The sequence below is a fragment of the Actinomadura sp. NPDC000929 genome (genome assembly GCF_040492065.1).
Taxonomy (GTDB): domain Bacteria; phylum Actinomycetota; class Actinomycetes; order Streptosporangiales; family Streptosporangiaceae; genus Spirillospora; species Spirillospora verrucosospora.
In genome coordinates, this window is the sequence record NZ_JBEUPA010000037.1 from 46,575 (window position 1) to 59,574 (window position 13,000).

The following is a 13,000-nucleotide window of genomic DNA, read 5'->3' on the forward strand; positions in this document are numbered from 1 at the left end:
CCTTACTTGGAGTAGAGCTCGACGATCAGCTGCTCCTGGACGGGAGCGTCGATCTGCTGCCGGACGGGCAGCGAGTGCACGAGGATCCGCATCTTCTCGCCGTCGACCCCGAGCCACGCCGGAACCGGACGCTCGCCGACCTCGGCCTTGGCGACCTGGAACGGCGTCATCTCCAGCGACTTGGGCTTGACGTCGACGATGTCGGCCTCGCCGACCAGGGCCGACGGGATGTTGACCTTCTTGCCGTTGACCCGGATGTGGCCGTGCCGGATGAGCTGGCGGGCCATGTCGCGGGACTTGGCGAAGCCGGCCCGGTAGACGACGTTGTCGAGCCGGCGCTCCAGCAGCATGAGCAGGTTGTCACCCGTCTTGCCCTGCTGGCGGGTCGCCTCGACGTAGTAGTTGTGGAACTGCCGCTCCAGCACGCCGTAGATGCGCCGCGCCTTCTGCTTCTCGCGAAGCTGCAGCAGGTACTCGGTCTCCTTGGGCCGACCGCGACCGTGCTCACCCGGCGGGTAGGGACGGATCTCGATCGGGCACTTCGGGCCCTCGCACTTGCTGCCCTTGAGGAACAGCTTCATCTTCTCGCGGCGGCAGAGCTTGCAGTCCGCACCGGTGTAACGAGCCATTGTTCTAGATCTCCCCTGCCTCAGACCCGGCGACGCTTCGGCGGGCGGCAGCCGTTGTGCGGAACGGGCGTGACGTCCTGGATCGAGCCCACCTCGAGGCCGGTGGCCTGCAGCGACCGGATGGCGGTCTCGCGGCCCGAGCCCGGGCCCTTCACGAAGACGTCGACCTTGCGCATGCCGTGCTCCATCGCGCGCCGGGCGGCGGCCTCGGCGGCCTGCTGCGCGGCGAACGGGGTGGACTTGCGCGAGCCCTTGAACCCGACGTGGCCCGAGGAGGCCCAGGAGATCACGTTGCCGTTGGGGTCGGTGATCGAAACGATCGTGTTGTTGAACGTGCTCTTGATGTGGGCGTGCCCGTGAGCGACGTTCTTCTTTTCCTTGCGGCGCACCTTCTTGGCGCCGACACGGCTCTTAGGAGGCATGTGCTCTCTCTACTCTTGAGGTCATCGATCCGGAGGACCGACTCCGGACTACTTCTTGCCGGCCTTCTTCTTGCCGGCCACGGTCTTCTTCTTGCCCTTGCGGGTGCGGGCGTTGGTCTGCGTGCGCTGACCGTGCACCGGAAGCCCGCGGCGGTGCCGGATGCCCTGGTAGCACCCGATCTCGATCTTGCGGCGGATGTCCGCCTGGACCTCGCGGCGAAGATCACCCTCGATCTTGTAGTTCGCCTCGATCCAGTCACGGAGCTTGACCAGCTCGTCGTCGCCGAGCTGGTGCACGCGCAGGTCGCCGCTGATGCTGGTGCCCGCAAGGGTCTCCAGCGCCCGCGTCCGGCCGATGCCGAAGATGTAGGTGAGAGCGACCTCGAGGCGCTTGTCGCGCGGGAGGTCGACGCCGAGGAGGCGTGCCATGTGGGCAGTTCCCTTCATTCGTCCGGAGGTATGGACGCACCGCCTCCGCATACACCCTGCCCGGGTGGCGGCCCCGGCCTCCGGAGTTCCGGGGGTGCCCCTCCACACGACACTGCCGTACGGCCGGAGCCCGGAGTTCCCGGACCCGGCGCGTACGGCCGTGTGAAGGCTGCGGTGCGCTTGCTGGGTTGTGAGCGTCAGCCCTGACGCTGCTTGTGGCGCGGGTCGGAGCAGATGACCATGACCCGGCCGTGCCGGCGGATGACGCGGCACTTGTTGCAGATCTTTTTGACGCTCGGCTTGACCTTCACTGGGTCTCCTAGAGATAAGGGTCACCCCCGCGCCGCCACGCACGGGGAAGGCAACCCCAGTGGGATTTACTTGTAGCGGTAGACGATCCGACCGCGCGTGAGGTCGTAGGGGCTCAGCTCCACAACGACGCGGTCGTCCGGCAGGATCCGGATGTAGTGCATCCGCATCTTGCCGCTGATGTGGGCGAGCACCTTGTGCCCGTTGTCGAGCTCCACCTTGAACATGGCGTTCGGCAGCGACTCGATGACGGTGCCCTCGATCTCGATGGCCCCTTCTTTCTTGGGCATGTCCTCCGCGCTTCGCTGATCGGCTCATTGGACGCGGTCCGGCTCTCCAGGGGAGAATCAGCCGCGACCCGCACCGCGGCGCGGATGCGCCAGGAAGGGGAATCGAGCGGCCGTCGACGGACCGACAAGGGAGTCTACGTCAACCGGCCGTCCAATGCGAAATCGACGCATGATACGTGTCCGGAGACTGCTCCCGAGTCAAGCATACCTCGCCTGCGCGTTGTACCTTTCCAGGAGAGCGACGTTCGAGGAGGGTCAGCATGCCGAGCTATGACTTCGCGCTGATCCTCAGCCGTCCCCTCTACGAGGACGAGCTCGACCCGCTGTTCGACCGCACCCACGGCGCCGTCACCGTGTCGATCGTCAGCGAGCCGCAGCACGCCGACCGGCGCGGAAACGCCTCGTGCACCTGGCCCGGCGCCACCCTCGCCGCGGCGATCATGGAGGTGGTCGGGCACGTCGAGGAGAGCGCGCCCGGCCTGCACGTCCTGCAGGTGGAGGCCGACCCGCTGCTGACCATCCGCGACATCGCCGAGCGGGTGGGCCGGTCCCTCGACTCGGTCCGGCACGCGATCACCGGGGCGCGCGGCGCCACCGGCTTCCCGTCCTCGGAGATGTCCACCGCCGGTCACCGGCTGTGGCGGTGGTCCAAGGTCGCCGCCTGGTACGGGCTCGACGATCCCCAGCTCATCGAGGCCAAGCCGACCGTCCAGGCCATCAACGGCTGGCTCGCGCTGCGCGACGTCGTCCCCGACGTCGCCCCTGCTCCAGAGGACGTCACCTCGGCCCTGTCCCTCGTCATCCCCCACGTCGCCTGAGCGCGCGTCGCCCGGGCGAGGCGGAGGACGCCGCCCCGGCGACCGCCCTCCCGGCGGGGGCCGAGTCGACAGTCCCGGCGCGCGGACGCGAAGATCGTCCCGGCGCCCGCGCCCGGGGCTGCCCGGAACGCGGGGTTCCGTGATGTGCTGGGGGCGACGGGGAGGGGATCGATGGCGATCATCGCGCAGCTGAGCGACATCCATCTGGCGGCCGGACGCAACGGCGGGATGGACGACGACTCGGGGCCGGTCCGCGCGCTGCGGGCCGCCGTGTCGAGTCTGCTGTCGCTGCCCGCGCGGCCCGACGCCGTCGTGCTCACCGGGGACCTCGCCGACCGCGGCCTGCCCTCCGAGTACGCCCGGCTGCACGCGCTGCTGTCGCCGCTGCCGATGGCCGTCTACCCGATGTGCGGCAACCACGACGACCGCGACGAGATGCGCCGGACGTTCGCCGACCATCCGGCGGTCGCGGCGACGGGGACCGGGCCCGGGGCGCCCGTCCAGTACGCCGTCGACGTGGCCGGCGTGCGTCTGGTCTGCTGCGACACGACCGTCGACGGCCACCCCCACGGGCACATGAGCGAGGAGAGGCTCGCCTGGCTGGAGGAGACGCTGAGCGCCGCGCCCGGCGTCCCGACCGTCATCGCGACCCACCACCCGCCGTACCCGATCGGGATGCGGTTCATCGACGACCTGCGGTTCGTCGACCCCGCCGGGTTCGCGGCCGTGATCTCCCGGCACCCGCAGGTCGTCCGGGTGATCTCCGGGCACGCGCACCGGGCGACGGTCGGATCGCTGGCGGGACGGGTCTGCACCACCTGCCCGAGCACCTACCGGCAGCTGTTCCTCGACCTCACCCAGCGGGGCCGCGCCGCCGTCACCGGGGAGCCCGCCGGGTTCGCCCTGCACCTCGTCGGCGAGGACGGCACCGCCACCACCCACTTCGCCCCGACCGGGAACTACCGGCCCCTGATGGACGTGGAGTGACCCCGCCGGGCGGCACCGGGCGCGCCGGCCCGGCCCCTGCCGGACGGGCGCGTCAGCGGTCGCCCTGGCGCCCGCCGAAGACCGTGCGCATCAGCAGGACGGCGCCCCACGGGGCCGCCACCCAGATCCACCACGGGTAGACCGCGCCCGACGTCACCAGGATGATCAGCCACACCGTCAGGTTGATCGCGCTGACCGTCGCCCAGGCGCCCCACATCGCCGCCATCCGCTGCGGTCCGAGGTCGCCCGACGGCCGCCGCGCCGGCGACGCGGTGCCCTTGCTCTGCGTCGCGGGGACCGGGAGCTGGTACAGGTCCTCCTCGGGCAGGTCGGACGTGACCTCCTGGAGCTGCCCGAGCGTCTTGGCGCCGTAGACCGCGTCCAGCCGCTCCTGCAGCTCGTCCATCGTGATCCGGCCCTCCGCGCAGTGCTCGCGCAGACTCGCGGCCACCCGGTCGCGGTCGGCGTCCGACGCCCGGATCTCAGGGTTCGGCGCCATCGCTCCTCCGCTCCTCAGGACCTGCCTTCACTCTCCATTCTGCGGCGCGGATCCGAGCTTCGCGAACCGGTCCCGGCCTTCGTCGAGCGCCGTCAGGACGCGGGGGCCGTCCGCCGTGACCGCGAACGTGTGCTCGAAGTGCGCCGAGGAGCGCCCGTCGGTCGTCACGACCGTCCAGCCGTCGTCGAGCTCGACGGTCTCCTTCGTGCCGAGGTTCACCATCGGCTCCACCGCGAAGCACATGCCCGGCTCCAGGACGGGCCCGTGCCCGGGCGCGCCGTGGTTGGGGATCAGCGGGTCCATGTGCATCTCGGTCCCGATGCCGTGCCCGCCGTAGCCCTCGACGATGCCGTAGCGCCCCTGAGAGCGGATGTGGGACTCGATCGCATGGGAGATGTCCGTGAGGCGGGCGCCGGCGCGCCCGGCCGCGAGGCCGCGCCACAGGGACTCCTCCGCGACCTCCAGCAGCCGCCGCTCCTCGTCGGTGATCTCCCCCACCGGGACCGTGATCGCCGCGTCGCCGTGCCAGCCCTCCACGATCGCGCCGCAGTCGATGGACAGCACGTCGCCCTCGCGCAGGATCTTGTCCGCCCGCGGGATGCCGTGCACGATCTCCTCGTTGACCGACGCGCAGATCGTCCCCGTGAAGCCGTGGTAGCCCTTGAACGACGGGACGCCGCCGTTGTCGCGGATGTGCTCCTCGGCGAGCGCGTCCAGGTCCAGCGTGCTCAGGCCGGGCTCGGCGGCCGCGCGCAGCAGCTCCAGCGTCCGGCCGACGAGCAGACCCGCCGCGCGCATCAGCTCGACCTGCTCCGCGGTCTTCATCTGGATCATGAGCCTGCGCCGTTTGAACATCTCTCCCCTTGCACCGGTCCTCGCGCCGAAACGGCCGCGCGGACGCGGGATCACCCGCGTCCGCGCCCACGACCCCCTCGGGGGGCCGTCACTTCTCCAGTGAACCCGTCGACCTCTCCAGCGGGCCCGTCACTTCTCCAACGGGCGCAGCGCGGTGAGGGCGCGCTTGGTGACCTCTTCGACCGGTCCGGTGGCGTCGATGCCGACGAGGATGTTCTCGTCGGCGTAGAACTGCACCAGCGGCGCCGTGTCGTGCCGGTACACCTCCAGGCGGTGCATGACGACCTCTTCCTTGTCGTCGTCCCGCTGGAACAGGTGACCGCCGCAGTCGTCGCAGATGTCGTCCTGCTTGTCGTCGAAGTCGACGTGCCAGATCCGGCCGCACTTGTCGCAGGTGCGCCGGCCCGACAGCCGCCGGACGACCTCGTCCTCGTCGACGACGAGCTCCAGCACGATGTCGAGGCGGGTGTCCCACTCGGCGAGGATCTTCTTCAGCGTCTCGGCCTGCGGGACGTTGCGCGGGAACCCGTCCAGCAGGAAGCCGTCGCGGGCGTCGTCCTCGCCGAGCCGGTCGCGGACCATCGCGATCGTGACCTCGTCGGGGACGAGGTCGCCGCGGTCCATGTACTGCTTGGCCTGCCGGCCGAGCGGCGTCCCGCCGCTGACGTTCGCGCGGAAGATGTCACCTGTCGAGATCTTCGGGACCGACAGATGAGATGCGATGAACTGGGCCTGCGTCCCCTTGCCCGCACCCGGGGGGCCCACCAGGACGATACGCACTACCGGAGGAAGCCCTCGTAGTTGCGCTGCTGGAGCTGACTCTCGATCTGCTTCACGGTATCCAGTCCGACGCCGACGACGATGAGGATGCTCGTGCCGCCGAACGGGAAGTCCGAGCTCGCCTTCATGAGTGCGAAGGCGACCATCGGGATGAGGGACACGAGCCCCAGGTAGAGCGCACCGGGTGTGGTGATCCGGGTCAGCACGAAGTCGAGGTACTCGGCAGTCGGCCGACCAGGACGGATACCTGGGATGAATCCACCATACTTCTTCATGTTGTCGGCGACTTCAGTGGGGTTGAAGGTGATCGCCACATAGAAGTACGTGAAGAAGATGATGAAGACGAAGAAGATCCCCATGTGCCAGGCGTTGTCCTGCTGGAGATAGGGCTGGACCTTTTGCAGCCACTTGGTGTTGGGCCACAACTGGGTGGCCAGTACCGGCAGGTAGAGCAGCGAGGACGCGAAGATGATCGGGATGATGCCGGCCTGGTTGACCTTCAGCGGGATGTAGGTCGACGTGCCGCCGTACATGCGGCGTCCCACCATCCGCTTGGCGTACTGGACCGGGATGCGCCGCTGGGCCTGCTCGACGAACACGACCCCGGCCATGATCGCCAGACCCACCAGGATCACGACCGCGAAGACGAAGCCGTTCTTGGTCTTGTAGATGCTCCAGAACTGGGCGGGGAAGACCGCCACCACCTGGGTGAAGATCAGGATCGACATGCCGTTGCCGACGCCGCGGTCGGTGACCAGCTCGCCCAGCCACATGATGACGGTCGTGCCCGCCACCATGATGATCACCATCGTGATGATCGGGAAGATGCCCTTGTCGTACAAGATGTCGCCGCTGCCGGAGATGCCCTGGAACAACTGACCGGTGCTCGCCATCGCGACGATGCCGGTCGCCTGCAGGATCGCCAGCCCGACCGTCAGGTACCGCGTGTACTGGGTGATCTTCGTCGTGCCTGCCTGGCCCTCCTTCTTCAGGGCCTCCAGCCGCGGGATCACCACCGTCAGCAGCTGCAGGATGATGCTGGCCGTGATGTACGGCATGATGCCGAGCGCGAAGACCGACAGCTTCAGCAGCGCGCCGCCGCTGAACAGGTCGACCAGGCCGTAGAGCTGGCTGCTGCCCTTGGCCGCGTCCGCGGTCTCCTTCAGCACCTTCACGTTCACGTTGGGCGTCGGCAGGATCGAACCGATCCTGAACACCACGATCATGAACAACGTGAAAAGGATTTTCTTACGCAGGTCAGGCGTACGGAAAGCCCGAGCGAACGCGGTCAGCACCATTCCTCCTGCGCGACTGGCGGGTTCATGGCCGCCGAGGGGGCGGTTTCAGGTCCATGAGTTCGGGCGGAGAATACCCGGTGTGACGGCAGAGTGCGCAATCTCACGCGGAGTACCTTCGCTCGTGTGACTCTAACAGCAGATGACACCGGGGCCGCCCCGCCGGACCCGGCGCCCTCACGGCCCCGGGCCTCATGCGGGCGCGGCCCCGGCATCAGGTGTCCTTCTTACAGCTCGTCGGCGGATCCGCCGGCGGCCGCGATCTTCTCCTTGGCGGCGCCGGAGAAGGCGTGCGCCTTCACCCGGACCGCGACGGAGATGTCGCCCGTGCCGAGGATCTTGACCGGACGGCCGCGGCGCACCGCGCCCTTCGCCGCCAGGTCCTCCGCCGTGACCTCGCCGCCCTCGGGGTAGAGCGCGGCGAGCTTGTCCAGGTTCACGACCTGGAACTCGACCCGGTTCGGGTTCTTGAAGCCCTTGAGCTTCGGAACCCGGCGGATCAGGGGCATCTGGCCGCCCTCGAAACCGACGGGGACGGTGCTGCGGGCCTTGGTGCCCTTGGTGCCGCGACCGGCGGTCTTGCCCTTGGACGCCTCGCCACGGCCCTTGCGGGTCTTGGCCTTGTTGGCGCCGGGGGCCGGACGCAGGTCGTGCACCTTCAGCGGGGCGCCCTCGGTCTCCGCAGCGGAGTCCTTACCGAGATCAGCCGCCATGTCAGTCGACCTCCTCGACGGTGACCAGGTGCGCCACCGTCCGGATCATGCCGAGCACCTCGGGGCGGTCCTCGCGGACCACGCTCTGCCCGATCTTCTTCAGGCCCAGGGTGCGCAGCGTGTCACGCTGGTTCTGCTTCTCGCTGATCACGGACTTGGTCTGCGTGATCTTCAGGTTGCTCACGACGACGCGACCTCCGCCCTCGGCTCGCTGCCCGCGGCACGCGCGCGCAGCATGGCCGCCGGGGCGACGTCCTCGATCGGCAGGCCGCGCTTGGCCGCGATCTCCTCGGGACGCTTCAGCGACTTCAGACCCGCGATCGTGGCGTGCACGATGTTGATCGCGTTGTCGCTGCCCAGCGACTTGCTCAGCACGTCGTGGATGCCGGCGCACTCCAGGACCGCGCGCACCGGGCCGCCGGCGATGACGCCGGTACCGGGGCTGGCCGGACGGAGCAGGACCTCGCCCGCCGCGTCGCGCGCCTGCACCAGGTGCGGGATGGTGCCCTGGATCCGCGGCACCTTGAAGAAGTGCTTCTTGGCCTCCTCGACGCCCTTGGCGATCGCCGCGGGCACCTCCTTGGCCTTGCCGTAGCCGACGCCGACGGTGCCGTTGCCGTCACCGACGATCACCAGAGCGGTGAAGCTGAAGCGACGCCCGCCCTTGACGACCTTGGCGACACGGTTGATCGCCACGACCTTCTCGATGTACGACTGGCCCTTGTCGGCGCCACCGCGGCGGTCGTCGCGGCGGTCGCGACGGTCGCCACCCTGACCGCCACCACGCCTCTGCGCTGCCATCAGTGGTTCCTCTCGTTCACCTTGTAAAGGGCCATCAGAGCTCCAGGCCCCCCTCACGCGCACCGTCCGCGACAGCGGCGATACGGCCGTGGTACTTGTTGCCGCCGCGGTCGAACACGACCGCGTGGACGCCGGCCTGCTTGGCCCGCTCGGCGACGAGCTCGCCGACCTTGCGGGACTTGGCCGTCTTGTCGCCGGAGTCGGCGCGCAGGTCCGCCTCCATCGTCGACGCGCTGGCCAGCGTGTGGCCCTTGTCGTCGTCGATGACCTGGACGAACACGTGCCGGCTGGAGCGGGTCACGACCAGGCGCGGCCGCGCGGCGCTGCCCACGACCTTCTTGCGGACCCGCAGGTGCCGACGCTTGCGAGCAAGCTGGCGACCGCTCGTGGCCTTGCCGGCCAGGGTCTTGGTGCCTGCCATGACTACTTACCAGCCTTTCCGACCTTGCGGCGGATCTGCTCGCCCTCGTAGCGCACGCCCTTGCCCTTGTACGGGTCGGGCTTGCGCAGCTTGCGGATGCGAGCGGCGATCTCACCGACGAGCTGCTTGTCGATGCCCTCGACGACGAGCTGCGTCGGCCTCTCCACCGTGAAGGTGATGCCCTCCGGCGCCTCGAACGGGATCGGGTGGCTGTAGCCGAGCGAGAACTCCACGTTCTTGCCCTTGGCCACCACCCGGTAGCCGACGCCCTGGATGACCAGGGTCTTCTTGTAGCCGTCGGTGACCCCGACGACCATGTTGTTGATCAGCGTCCGAGTGAGCCCGTGCAGGCCGCGCACCTTGTTGACGTCGTTGGGCCGGGAGACGACGAGCTTGCCGTCCTCCTGGCTGACCTCGATGGGGTCGGCGACGGTGTGCGAGAGCGTGCCCTTCGGGCCCTTGACGGTGACCTCGCGGCCTTCGAGCTTGACCTCGACACCGCTGGGCACGCTGATGGGGAGACGTCCGATACGAGACATTAGAAGTGCCCTCCCCTCACCAGACGTAGGCGAGGACTTCCCCGCCCACTCCGCGCTTGCCGGCCTGACGGTCCGTCATCAGGCCCGAGGACGTCGAGATGATCGCGACGCCCAGCCCGCCCAGGACCTTCGGCAGGTTGTCCTTCTTCGCGTACACACGCAGACCCGGCTTCGAGACGCGCTTGATGCCGGCGATCGAACGCTCGCGGGTCGGGCCGAACTTCAGCTCGATCAGGAGCTTCTTGCCGACCTCGGCGTCCTCCACGGTCCAGCCCGAGATGTAGCCCTCCTGCTGGAGGATCTCGGCGATGTGCGCCTTGATCTTCGAGTACGGCATCGCCACCGAGTCGTGGTACGCCGAATTCGCGTTGCGCAGACGCGTCAGCATGTCTGCGATCGGGTCGGTCATCGTCATGGCCTACTGGCCCTCCCTCGCCACGGTTTCCTCGGGTTGATGCGGCCCGTGGACCTTTGGCGCGGTCGTGGACACCCTCTCAGGCGCCCGGTTGGTCATTACAGGCCGGCTTCCGCCGCCCCCGGAGCCGCGCTCCGGGGACGCGGTCACCAGCTGGACTTCGTGATGCCAGGCAGCTCGCCGCGGTGGGCCATCTCCCGGAAGCACACGCGGCACAGGCCGAACTTCCGGTAGACGGAGCGCGGACGCCCGCAGCGCGAGCACCGAGTGTACGCGCGCACGCCGAACTTCGGCTTCCGCGCCGCCTTGGCGATCAGCGACTTCTTCGCCATGCTCAGCTCTCCTTGAAGGGGAAGCCCAGGAGCTTGAGCAGCGCCCGGCCCTCGTCGTCGGTCTTCGCGGACGTCACGACCGTGATGTCCATGCCCCGCGAGCGGTCGATCTTGTCCGGGTCGACCTCGTGGAACATGACCTGCTCGGTCAGCCCGAAGGTGTAGTTGCCGTTGCCGTCGAACTGCTTCGGCGACAGCCCGCGGAAGTCGCGGATACGGGGCAGCGCCGTGGCGAGCAGGCGGTCCAGGAACTCCCACATCCGGTCGCCGCGCAGCGTGGCGTGCGCGCCGATCGGCATGCCCTCGCGCAGCTTGAACTGCGCGATGGACTTGCGGGCCCGGTTCACCGCGGGCTTCTGCCCGGTGATCGCCGCCAGGTCGCGGATCGCGCCCTCGATCAGCTTGGCGTCCTTGGCCGCGTCGCCGACCCCCATGTTGACCACGATCTTGGTCAGCGAGGGGATCTGCATGACGTTGGCGTAGCCGAACTGCTCGCGCATCTGGCCCGCGATCTCCTCGCGGTAGCGCAGCTTCAGCCTCGGCGTCGGAACGGGACGCTCGGTAACGGTCTCGGTCATCGGTCTCAGATCTCCTTACCGCTACGGCGCGAGATCCGAACCTTCGTGCCGTCGTCGTTGGTGCGGTAACCGACCCGTGCCGGCTTGCCGTCCTCGACGATCGCGACGTTGCTGACGTGCAGCGGCGCCTCGACCGTGACGCGACCGCTCTCCTTGCCGGCACGCTGCTGGTCGGCCTTGATGTTCTTGGTGATGAGGTTGACGCCCTCGACGACGACCCGCTCCTCGCGGGGGATGACGCGCAGGACCTTGCCCGTCGCGCCCTTGTCCTTGCCGGCGATGACGATGACCTCGTCGCCCTTACGGATCTTCATCAGAGCACCTCCGGCGCGAGCGAGATGATGCGCATGAACTTCTTCTCGCGCAGTTCGCGGCCCACCGGGCCGAAGATACGGGTGCCGCGGGGGTCGCCGCCGTCCTTGATCAGGACGGCGGCGTTCTCGTCGAAGCGGATGTAGGAGCCGTCCGGGCGCCGGCGCTCCTTGCGGGTGCGCACGACGACCGCCTTGACGACGTCACCCTTCTTCACGCCCGCGCCGGGAAGGGCGTCCTTCACCGTCGCGACGATGATGTCGCCGACTCCCGCGTAGCGCCGACCCGAGCCGCCGAGAACCCGGATGCAAAGGATCTCCTTCGCACCCGTGTTGTCGGCGACCTTGAGTCGCGACTCCTGCTGGATCACGTCTAACTCCTGTTCGTCACACCGGTTCTCGGCGCCCCCTTCGCGGGCGCCGAGCCTGGTGGAACCAGACTGTGGTCAATAGCGGGACTGCGTCCCGCGGGCCTGCGGCCCTACTTGGCCTTCTCGAGGATCTCCACCACGCGCCACCGCTTGGTGGCCGACAGCGGCCGGGTCTCCATGAGACGGACGCGGTCGCCGACGCCGCACTCGTTGGCCTCGTCGTGCGCCTTGTAGTTCTTCGTGCGGCGGATCACCTTGTGGTACTTGGGGTGCTTCACGCGGTCCTCGACGGACACGACCACGGTCTTGTCCATCTTGTCGCTGACCACCAGACCCTCAAGGATCTTGCGGCTGGTCCGCTGCTCGGTCGTCTGCTCGGTCATTCGTTGCCCTCCGCGGCGTCCTCGACCGTCACGATGCCGAGCTCGCGCTCCCGCATCACGGTGTAGATGCGGGCGATCTCGCGCTTGACGGTGCGCAGCCGCCCGTGGCTCTCAAGCTGGCCGGTGGCGGCCTGGAAGCGGAGGTTGAACAGCTCCTCCTTGGCCTCCCGGAGCTTGGTGACCAGGACGTCCTCGGGCTCGGTCCGCAGGTCGTCGGCGGTAAGACCCTTGGCCATCAGGACTCACCCACCTCTCGCTTAACGATCTTGCACTTCATCGGCAGCTTGTGGATCGCGCGGGTGAGCGCCTCCCGAGCGACCTGCTCGTTCGGGTAGGAGATCTCGAACAGCACGCGGCCCGGCTTGACGTTCGCCACCCACCACTCCACGGAGCCCTTACCGGAGCCCATGCGGGTCTCGGCGGGCTTCTTGGTCAGCGGACGGTCCGGGAAGATGTTGATCCAGACCTTGCCGCCGCGCTTGATGTGGCGGGTCATGGCGATACGCGCGGCCTCGATCTGCCGGTTGGTCACGTACGCGCTTTCGACGGCCTGGATGCCGTACTCGCCGAACGTCACCCTCGTGCCGCCCTTGGCCATGCCGCGGCGCTTCGGGTGGTGCTGCTTGCGGTGCTTGACCTTGCGAGGGATCAGCATCGGTTACTCAGCTCCCCTCACCCTGCGGAGCAGCCTCGGCGGTCGGCGCCGGCTGCTCGGAACCCTGCTGCTGCTTCTGCTCGCCGCCACGGCCGCCGCCGGCGCCACCGGCACCACCGGCACCGCCACGGCCACCGCGACCGCCGCGACCGCCGCCGCGACGCTCAC

At 68.7% G+C, this 13,000-nt stretch carries 25 protein-coding genes; 3 read left to right on the plus strand and 22 right to left on the minus strand.

Annotated elements, in window-relative coordinates; genetic code table 11:
* Positions 1-2: 2 nt before the first annotated feature.
* The 5 genes from rpsD to infA all read right to left on the minus strand — a co-directional run bounded on the left by rpsD (position 3) and on the right by infA (position 2,079).
* On the minus strand, positions 3-629 hold the full coding sequence (gene rpsD / locus ABWI04_RS16270) for a 30S ribosomal protein S4 (protein WP_345176417.1): 627 nt from the start codon (positions 627-629) through the stop codon (positions 3-5).
* A 20-nt stretch (positions 630-649) separates the two neighbouring features.
* Entirely contained in the window at positions 650-1,051 is a 402-nt protein-coding gene (gene rpsK / locus ABWI04_RS16275; RefSeq protein WP_021596710.1) for a 30S ribosomal protein S11, read from the minus strand.
* Between the two features lie 48 nt (positions 1,052-1,099).
* The gene (gene rpsM / locus ABWI04_RS16280) at positions 1,100-1,480 is read right to left on the minus strand and encodes a 30S ribosomal protein S13 (RefSeq protein WP_345176414.1); all 381 of its coding nucleotides are present in this window, start codon (positions 1,478-1,480) and stop codon (positions 1,100-1,102) included.
* A 197-nt stretch (positions 1,481-1,677) separates the two neighbouring features.
* A complete protein-coding gene (gene rpmJ, locus ABWI04_RS16285; RefSeq protein WP_021596712.1) occupies positions 1,678-1,791 on the minus strand; it encodes a 50S ribosomal protein L36 in 114 nt (37 codons plus the stop codon).
* 66 nt (positions 1,792-1,857) lie between these two features.
* The gene (gene infA, locus ABWI04_RS16290) at positions 1,858-2,079 is read right to left on the minus strand and encodes a translation initiation factor IF-1 (RefSeq protein WP_034519601.1); all 222 of its coding nucleotides are present in this window, start codon (positions 2,077-2,079) and stop codon (positions 1,858-1,860) included.
* A 260-nt stretch (positions 2,080-2,339) separates the two neighbouring features.
* Here infA and ABWI04_RS16295 point away from each other — a divergent pair, with 260 nt between their 5' ends.
* Both ABWI04_RS16295 and ABWI04_RS16300 read left to right on the plus strand, forming a co-directional pair.
* Entirely contained in the window at positions 2,340-2,897 is a 558-nt protein-coding gene (locus ABWI04_RS16295; RefSeq protein ID WP_345176407.1) for a hypothetical protein, read from the plus strand.
* Positions 2,898-3,068: 171 nt separating this feature from the next.
* The gene (locus ABWI04_RS16300; protein WP_345176404.1) at positions 3,069-3,884 is read left to right on the plus strand and encodes a phosphodiesterase; all 816 of its coding nucleotides are present in this window, start codon (positions 3,069-3,071) and stop codon (positions 3,882-3,884) included.
* A gap of 52 nt (positions 3,885-3,936) precedes the next feature.
* Here ABWI04_RS16300 and ABWI04_RS16305 read toward each other — a convergent pair whose 3' ends face one another.
* The 17 genes from ABWI04_RS16305 to rplP form a co-directional block, all read right to left on the minus strand.
* Positions 3,937-4,383, minus strand: a complete 447-nt coding sequence (locus ABWI04_RS16305; RefSeq protein ID WP_345176400.1) for a DUF1707 SHOCT-like domain-containing protein — start codon at positions 4,381-4,383, stop codon at positions 3,937-3,939.
* A gap of 27 nt (positions 4,384-4,410) precedes the next feature.
* Positions 4,411-5,238 (minus strand): type I methionyl aminopeptidase, encoded by an 828-nt coding sequence (gene map / locus ABWI04_RS16310; protein ID WP_345176397.1) that lies wholly within the window; start codon positions 5,236-5,238, stop codon positions 4,411-4,413.
* Between the two features lie 129 nt (positions 5,239-5,367).
* Complete coding sequence (locus tag ABWI04_RS16315) at positions 5,368-6,018, minus strand: adenylate kinase (protein ID WP_149258925.1); 651 nt, start codon at positions 6,016-6,018, stop codon at positions 5,368-5,370.
* Positions 6,018-7,313 carry a preprotein translocase subunit SecY gene (secY, locus tag ABWI04_RS16320; RefSeq protein ID WP_345176825.1) on the minus strand — a complete coding sequence of 432 codons (1,296 nt, stop codon included), beginning with the start codon at positions 7,311-7,313 and terminating at the stop codon, positions 6,018-6,020. Before secY ends, ABWI04_RS16315 begins: the two co-directional genes overlap by 1 nt.
* A 227-nt stretch (positions 7,314-7,540) precedes the next feature.
* Positions 7,541-8,026 (minus strand): 50S ribosomal protein L15, encoded by a 486-nt coding sequence (gene rplO / locus ABWI04_RS16325; protein WP_345176393.1) that lies wholly within the window; start codon positions 8,024-8,026, stop codon positions 7,541-7,543.
* Position 8,027: 1 nt separating this feature from the next.
* Entirely contained in the window at positions 8,028-8,210 is a 183-nt protein-coding gene (gene rpmD / locus ABWI04_RS16330; RefSeq protein WP_021596720.1) for a 50S ribosomal protein L30, read from the minus strand.
* On the minus strand, positions 8,207-8,827 hold the full coding sequence (rpsE, locus tag ABWI04_RS16335; RefSeq protein WP_372505490.1) for a 30S ribosomal protein S5: 621 nt from the start codon (positions 8,825-8,827) through the stop codon (positions 8,207-8,209). Before rpsE ends, rpmD begins: the two co-directional genes overlap by 4 nt.
* Positions 8,828-8,861: 34 nt before the next feature.
* Positions 8,862-9,248 (minus strand): 50S ribosomal protein L18, encoded by a 387-nt coding sequence (rplR, locus tag ABWI04_RS16340; protein ID WP_089314936.1) that lies wholly within the window; start codon positions 9,246-9,248, stop codon positions 8,862-8,864.
* A gap of 2 nt (positions 9,249-9,250) precedes the next feature.
* Positions 9,251-9,787, minus strand: a complete 537-nt coding sequence (gene rplF / locus ABWI04_RS16345; protein ID WP_345176387.1) for a 50S ribosomal protein L6 — start codon at positions 9,785-9,787, stop codon at positions 9,251-9,253.
* 16 nt (positions 9,788-9,803) lie between these two features.
* On the minus strand, positions 9,804-10,202 hold the full coding sequence (rpsH, locus tag ABWI04_RS16350) for a 30S ribosomal protein S8 (RefSeq protein WP_089314938.1): 399 nt from the start codon (positions 10,200-10,202) through the stop codon (positions 9,804-9,806).
* A 146-nt stretch (positions 10,203-10,348) separates the two neighbouring features.
* Complete coding sequence (locus tag ABWI04_RS16355; protein ID WP_018657585.1) at positions 10,349-10,534, minus strand: type Z 30S ribosomal protein S14; 186 nt, start codon at positions 10,532-10,534, stop codon at positions 10,349-10,351.
* A gap of 2 nt (positions 10,535-10,536) precedes the next feature.
* On the minus strand, positions 10,537-11,112 hold the full coding sequence (gene rplE, locus ABWI04_RS16360) for a 50S ribosomal protein L5 (protein ID WP_185028472.1): 576 nt from the start codon (positions 11,110-11,112) through the stop codon (positions 10,537-10,539).
* Positions 11,113-11,117: 5 nt separating this feature from the next.
* Entirely contained in the window at positions 11,118-11,426 is a 309-nt protein-coding gene (gene rplX, locus ABWI04_RS16365) for a 50S ribosomal protein L24 (protein WP_141580642.1), read from the minus strand.
* On the minus strand, positions 11,426-11,794 hold the full coding sequence (gene rplN, locus ABWI04_RS16370; RefSeq protein ID WP_021596728.1) for a 50S ribosomal protein L14: 369 nt from the start codon (positions 11,792-11,794) through the stop codon (positions 11,426-11,428). Before rplN ends, rplX begins: the two co-directional genes overlap by 1 nt.
* A 110-nt stretch (positions 11,795-11,904) precedes the next feature.
* A complete protein-coding gene (rpsQ, locus tag ABWI04_RS16375; protein ID WP_345176381.1) occupies positions 11,905-12,177 on the minus strand; it encodes a 30S ribosomal protein S17 in 273 nt (90 codons plus the stop codon).
* Complete coding sequence (gene rpmC / locus ABWI04_RS16380; protein ID WP_185028474.1) at positions 12,174-12,413, minus strand: 50S ribosomal protein L29; 240 nt, start codon at positions 12,411-12,413, stop codon at positions 12,174-12,176. The genes rpsQ and rpmC overlap by 4 nt, the downstream gene beginning before the upstream one ends.
* Complete coding sequence (gene rplP / locus ABWI04_RS16385; RefSeq protein ID WP_089314943.1) at positions 12,413-12,832, minus strand: 50S ribosomal protein L16; 420 nt, start codon at positions 12,830-12,832, stop codon at positions 12,413-12,415. Before rplP ends, rpmC begins: the two co-directional genes overlap by 1 nt.
* On the opposite strand from rplP, the gene ABWI04_RS16390 reads away from it, so the two are divergent.
* On the plus strand, positions 12,816-13,000 hold a 185-nt coding region (locus tag ABWI04_RS16390; protein WP_353832920.1), incomplete at its 3' end, for a hypothetical protein. The two genes, rplP and ABWI04_RS16390, sit on opposite strands and share 17 nt — an antisense overlap.

What these genes read in the sequence shown, in the direction of transcription:
- rpsH (WP_089314938.1), bottom strand. Translation starts at nt 10,202, where the DNA reads ATGACGATGACCGACCCGATCGCAGACATGCTGACGCGTCTGCGCAAC.
- rpsD (WP_345176417.1), bottom strand. Translation starts at nt 629, where the DNA reads ATGGCTCGTTACACCGGTGCGGACTGCAAGCTCTGCCGCCGCGAGAAG.
- rplO (WP_345176393.1), bottom strand. Translation starts at nt 8,026, where the DNA reads ATGGCGGCTGATCTCGGTAAGGACTCCGCTGCGGAGACCGAGGGCGCC.
- rplP (WP_089314943.1), bottom strand. Translation starts at nt 12,832, where the DNA reads ATGCTGATCCCTCGCAAGGTCAAGCACCGCAAGCAGCACCACCCGAAG.
- rpsM (WP_345176414.1), bottom strand. Translation starts at nt 1,480, where the DNA reads ATGGCACGCCTCCTCGGCGTCGACCTCCCGCGCGACAAGCGCCTCGAG.
- rpsK (WP_021596710.1), bottom strand. Translation starts at nt 1,051, where the DNA reads ATGCCTCCTAAGAGCCGTGTCGGCGCCAAGAAGGTGCGCCGCAAGGAA.
- rplR (WP_089314936.1), bottom strand. Translation starts at nt 9,248, where the DNA reads ATGGCAGGCACCAAGACCCTGGCCGGCAAGGCCACGAGCGGTCGCCAG.
- rplE (WP_185028472.1), bottom strand. Translation starts at nt 11,112, where the DNA reads ATGACCGAGACCGTTACCGAGCGTCCCGTTCCGACGCCGAGGCTGAAG.
- rplX (WP_141580642.1), bottom strand. Translation starts at nt 11,426, where the DNA reads ATGAAGATCCGTAAGGGCGACGAGGTCATCGTCATCGCCGGCAAGGAC.
- ABWI04_RS16300 (WP_345176404.1), top strand. Translation starts at nt 3,069, where the DNA reads ATGGCGATCATCGCGCAGCTGAGCGACATCCATCTGGCGGCCGGACGC.
- rpmC (WP_185028474.1), bottom strand. Translation starts at nt 12,413, where the DNA reads ATGGCCAAGGGTCTTACCGCCGACGACCTGCGGACCGAGCCCGAGGAC.
- rpsQ (WP_345176381.1), bottom strand. Translation starts at nt 12,177, where the DNA reads ATGACCGAGCAGACGACCGAGCAGCGGACCAGCCGCAAGATCCTTGAG.
- rpsE (WP_372505490.1), bottom strand. Translation starts at nt 8,827, where the DNA reads ATGGCAGCGCAGAGGCGTGGTGGCGGTCAGGGTGGCGACCGTCGCGAC.
- ABWI04_RS16295 (WP_345176407.1), top strand. Translation starts at nt 2,340, where the DNA reads ATGCCGAGCTATGACTTCGCGCTGATCCTCAGCCGTCCCCTCTACGAG.
- rplF (WP_345176387.1), bottom strand. Translation starts at nt 9,787, where the DNA reads ATGTCTCGTATCGGACGTCTCCCCATCAGCGTGCCCAGCGGTGTCGAG.
- map (WP_345176397.1), bottom strand. Translation starts at nt 5,238, where the DNA reads ATGTTCAAACGGCGCAGGCTCATGATCCAGATGAAGACCGCGGAGCAG.
- infA (WP_034519601.1), bottom strand. Translation starts at nt 2,079, where the DNA reads ATGCCCAAGAAAGAAGGGGCCATCGAGATCGAGGGCACCGTCATCGAG.
- ABWI04_RS16305 (WP_345176400.1), bottom strand. Translation starts at nt 4,383, where the DNA reads ATGGCGCCGAACCCTGAGATCCGGGCGTCGGACGCCGACCGCGACCGG.
- ABWI04_RS16355 (WP_018657585.1), bottom strand. Translation starts at nt 10,534, where the DNA reads ATGGCGAAGAAGTCGCTGATCGCCAAGGCGGCGCGGAAGCCGAAGTTC.